General features: G+C 57.5%; 5 protein-coding genes. All 5 read left to right on the top strand.

Going from position 1 to position 3,731, the window contains the following annotated elements:
- Positions 1-372 precede the first annotated feature (372 nt).
- Complete coding sequence (locus AAHM41_RS39515; protein ID WP_342242125.1) at positions 373-762, top strand: DUF2188 domain-containing protein; 390 nt, start codon at positions 373-375, stop codon at positions 760-762.
- A 10-nt stretch (positions 763-772) separates the two neighbouring features.
- Positions 773-1,351: a Fic/DOC family protein gene (locus AAHM41_RS39510; protein ID WP_342242124.1), complete on the top strand. Its 579-nt coding sequence runs from the start codon at positions 773-775 to the stop codon at positions 1,349-1,351.
- A 255-nt stretch (positions 1,352-1,606) separates the two neighbouring features.
- Complete coding sequence (locus AAHM41_RS39505; protein ID WP_342242123.1) at positions 1,607-2,518, top strand: hypothetical protein; 912 nt, start codon at positions 1,607-1,609, stop codon at positions 2,516-2,518.
- 2 nt (positions 2,519-2,520) lie between these two features.
- Complete coding sequence (locus tag AAHM41_RS39500) at positions 2,521-3,000, top strand: hypothetical protein (protein WP_342242122.1); 480 nt, start codon at positions 2,521-2,523, stop codon at positions 2,998-3,000.
- Positions 2,997-3,731, top strand: a 735-nt coding sequence (locus AAHM41_RS39495) for an ATP-binding protein (RefSeq protein ID WP_342242121.1), incomplete at its 3' end; no start/stop codon positions are given. The genes AAHM41_RS39500 and AAHM41_RS39495, both read left to right, overlap by 4 nt.

The following is a 3,731-nucleotide window of genomic DNA, read 5'->3' as shown; positions in this document are numbered from 1 at the left end:
GTCGCGCCCGGCCGGAGGCCGATGGAAGGCGGTCGATCTATCGACGGGAAGCGGCGGCGCGGGGCCCCGGGGGGGCCCCCCCCGCCTCGGCGGTCGCCGGCTGTCGAGGACTGACGAGAGGTGCGGCAGGGACCTTGCCGCGCCTTCGATCCGACTCCATCTTCGGCGTCCGTGAGGCCGAGGCCCGTCTGCGGGAATAGGTGCGATCTCTCGTCTGATCCGATCGAGAGCGAACGGTCTGCATCGTCGCGGCAATGCTGACCCGAGCTGCGTGGCGTGACACAATCACGCTGGTGACACGGAGCGGCAGATAACCCACAGTCTGGAGTAAGCGATGGTGCGATCCGACCGGCAAACTGCTTCGACGATGGTATGAGCGATACGACAAAGAAGCCCAGAGACAGCGCCTCCGGGAGTTTCAAGCCCGCGGTTCGCTACGTCGTCCCCATAGAGGGGGGCTGGGCCGTAAGGTCCGATGGCAGGACCCGTGCGTCAGCGATCTTCGAGAGCAAGGCTGAAGCCGTCAGAGCCGCCAGGGAGGCGGTCCAAGCCGGCGGGGGGCAGGTCCGGATTCACAGCCGAGAGGGGCGGATTCGAGAGAGCATAACCATCGGTCGGGATCCGTTCGCAAAGATCAGCGCTGTGGAGGGAATCAAGCCGACCAAAGAGGCTCGCAAGCGTGCGATCGAGTTCGAAAAGAAAGATCTTTCCTCCGAGCAGCGGCGTCACGCGATCATCAAGGCATTCAGCGACAGGTCCTGAATCCTAGATCATGTATGAGGCGTCTGAAGATCCATATTGCTATCCTGGAACGACGGTTCTTATCAATAAACTCAATATTCGAGAGCAGGATCGCCTGCAAGAGTTCGAGGCGGAGATCACGCGAGAGCGATCGGGAGACCCGATCCCTATAACCCGTCCTGCGGTCAAGCGTTTCCAGGCGGTCCATCGCCACCTGTTTCAGGATGTCTATGCCTGGGCAGGAAAATTCAGAACCGTGCGGATTTCGAAGGGCGGCAATATGTTCTGCTACCCCGAACAGATCGAAAGCCAGCTTGCCGCTCTATTCCGATGGCTTGGAGATCGCCAGTTTCTTCGAGGGCTGTCGGCCGACGAATTCTCCGTGGATGCAGCCCATTTTCTGGCGGAACTGAATGCGATCCACGCCTTCCGGGACGGCAATGGGCGGGCGCAGCTCGCGTTCATGGCGCTTGTTGCGGCATATGCCGGGCATCCGCTTGATTTCGGTCTCCTGGTGCCGGATCCGTTTCTTTCGGCCATGATCGAGAGCTTCGCCGGGGATGAGCGCCTGCTGGCGAGCCAATTGCGGATGATGCTTCCTGCGGCTTGAGCGTCGCGTAATCATGGATTGCGGTGACGATGCACTCCAAGCGCCACGAGGCGAACAATCGCCGGGTAGCCGGAGCGTACCTCTTGCTGCCATTCGAGAGCATGGCAATATGACCAAGGTCCACGCAGTATGGGTGGGGAAGCAGACACTCGATAAAGATTGGGGTTCCAGCTCTGGAAAGAAGCTGAGGACGCAAAAGGAATATTTACCTGCGACCGTCGCTCTGTCGGTCCGGGACCTATTTGAGGGGTGGAAATGACTTTTCGTCGTTCTTGGAAAGGGGATGAGTGGCAGGCGTACGCACTGCAATTGGTGCAGCGGCGTCATGGGCCAGAAAACGTACAGATCGTTCCCGATTCTGTCGGTGGTGACGCGGGGCTCGAATTTTTTACGACGTGTGGTTGTCTCTACCAGTGTTATGCGCCTGAAGAGGTTTCGGACGTCAAGAAAGCAGCGAGTGCGATGAAGGCTAAGGCGGGGCGTGATCTGCCAAAACTTGTGAAGAATAAAGAGAAGATTGAGCCCATTTTATCGGGCATTCCCGCAAGGCGCTGGATACTTCTTAGCCCATTTCTCGATAATAAGGATGTGGTTGCAGATATTCGCAAGAGAGGCCTTGCCGTTAAGGTCGAAGGGCTGAGCTTCCTTGCCAATGACTTCGAGGCTCTGTGTCATTCGCAGGAAGACTTTGCAGGCGAAATTGAGCAGTTGAAGGCGCTTTCCCTCGGCCCCCCGTTGAGTGTCGATATGCCTTCACCTTCAGACGTTTCGGCTGCGGGCGAGACATCGATCGGTGCGAGAATTGACGACAAGCTCGGGCGAGCTTATGGCTCCGGAGCCGCGCCAATACAAATCGCTCAGCGCCGCGACGCCTACATAAAGGCGCATCTTTATCGTGAGAACGCGCTTCAGCAGCTGCGCCAAAATCACTCTGTCTTATGGGAGCGAGCCTTTCAAACCCTTGAAGCGGAGGAGACGCGCCTGATCGCGGTCGGCGCGACCTCCACACTTCCGGCTGAGCAATTGGAGGCTAGCACCGAGCGGATCGAAGCCTCCATGGCGAAGGCACTTCCCACACTCCCAACGGGTGTCGTTGTCCAGATCGCGGTGGGCACAGTCAGCGACTGGCTCATTCGCTGCCCGCTAGACTTTCCGGAAGGAAGCTGAAAGTGCCGGAGATCGATCTCCTGCATCGGCGCTTCTCTTTTCGGCGTCGGCCGATACCGGTACCTGGTGATCTTCGTATCGCGTGGCGTGTGTCGCTAATTCTCACCATGCTGGTCTGCTCCCGCTCCAATCGCGCTTCCCTGGCGAAACTACATATCCTCAATGACGCGATTCGATCGGATCAGCACGCGCGACTAAAATCCGCACTTGATGGAATCCGTCTGGACCTGCCCTGGAACTTAAGAGTCGAGCCGGCATTTGCTCGCGCGATCGACTTCGTCGTGGGAGAAAATCTCGCGACTTGGACCAAAGCGACGGGTCGTGCAGCTCTCCAACTTACAAAGTCTGGCACCGCAGCCGCAGCGGCGGTCATGGGCATGCACGATACGCTCGTGGAGGAGAAGGCGATTATTTCAGATCTAGCAAAGGCGATAACGGAGACGATGGTTGCCGCACTTTTGGGCGAGAGGCACAAGCCGTGATCAAGTTGCGTCATTTGCGACTGCGCTCTTTCACGGCTTCGCGAGCCTTCGGGACCGACATTCCGTTCAGCACCGGTCTGAATGTCGTCCATGCTCCAAATACGTCCGGTAAATCCACATGCTTACAGGCGATTATATACGCCCTCGGGCTCGAACGTTCGCTCGGACCCCAGCTTTCTATTCCACTACCCTATGCGATGCGTGAGCGGATACATGAGTTCGAGGATGCGCCGTATGAACTCGTTCTACAGTCTTATGTCGAACTTGAACTTGAAAATACAAACGGCGAGATCGTGGTCCTTCACCGCGATGTTGTAGGAGGAAAGAACACAAAACTGATACAGACCTGGCAGGGTCCTACCTTAAGTTTCGACCTTCCTCGCAACGAGCAAAGAGACTACTTCGTTCTCGACCCGGGCGCTGCTACGAACGAAAGCGGATTTCACGCGTATCTTGCTAGATTCCTCGGTTGGGATCTGCCGATCGTTGCCCGCTACGATGGCACCGAATGCCCGCTCTATCTCGAAACGATCTTCCCGATGCTGTTCGTGGAACAGAAGAGGGGATGGTCGGCAATCCAAGGCCCGTTTCCGACCTATTTCCGGATCCAAGACGTCGCCCGGCGCGTCATGGAATTCTTGCTTGACCTTGAGGCTGCCCACAATCGCCGGCGGCGTACCGAGTTAAGAGGGATCATCAGTGATCTTGTCGGTAAATGGTCGGACGCACAT

The organism is Inquilinus sp. OTU3971 (assembly GCF_038440215.1).
The sequence above is the reverse complement of the archived record's forward strand: the minus strand, read 5'-3'. Positions and strand labels throughout refer to the sequence as shown.

What these genes read in the sequence shown, in the direction of transcription:
- AAHM41_RS39515 (WP_342242125.1), top strand. Translation starts at nt 373, where the DNA reads ATGAGCGATACGACAAAGAAGCCCAGAGACAGCGCCTCCGGGAGTTTC.
- AAHM41_RS39510 (WP_342242124.1), top strand. Translation starts at nt 773, where the DNA reads ATGTATGAGGCGTCTGAAGATCCATATTGCTATCCTGGAACGACGGTT.
- AAHM41_RS39505 (WP_342242123.1), top strand. Translation starts at nt 1,607, where the DNA reads ATGACTTTTCGTCGTTCTTGGAAAGGGGATGAGTGGCAGGCGTACGCA.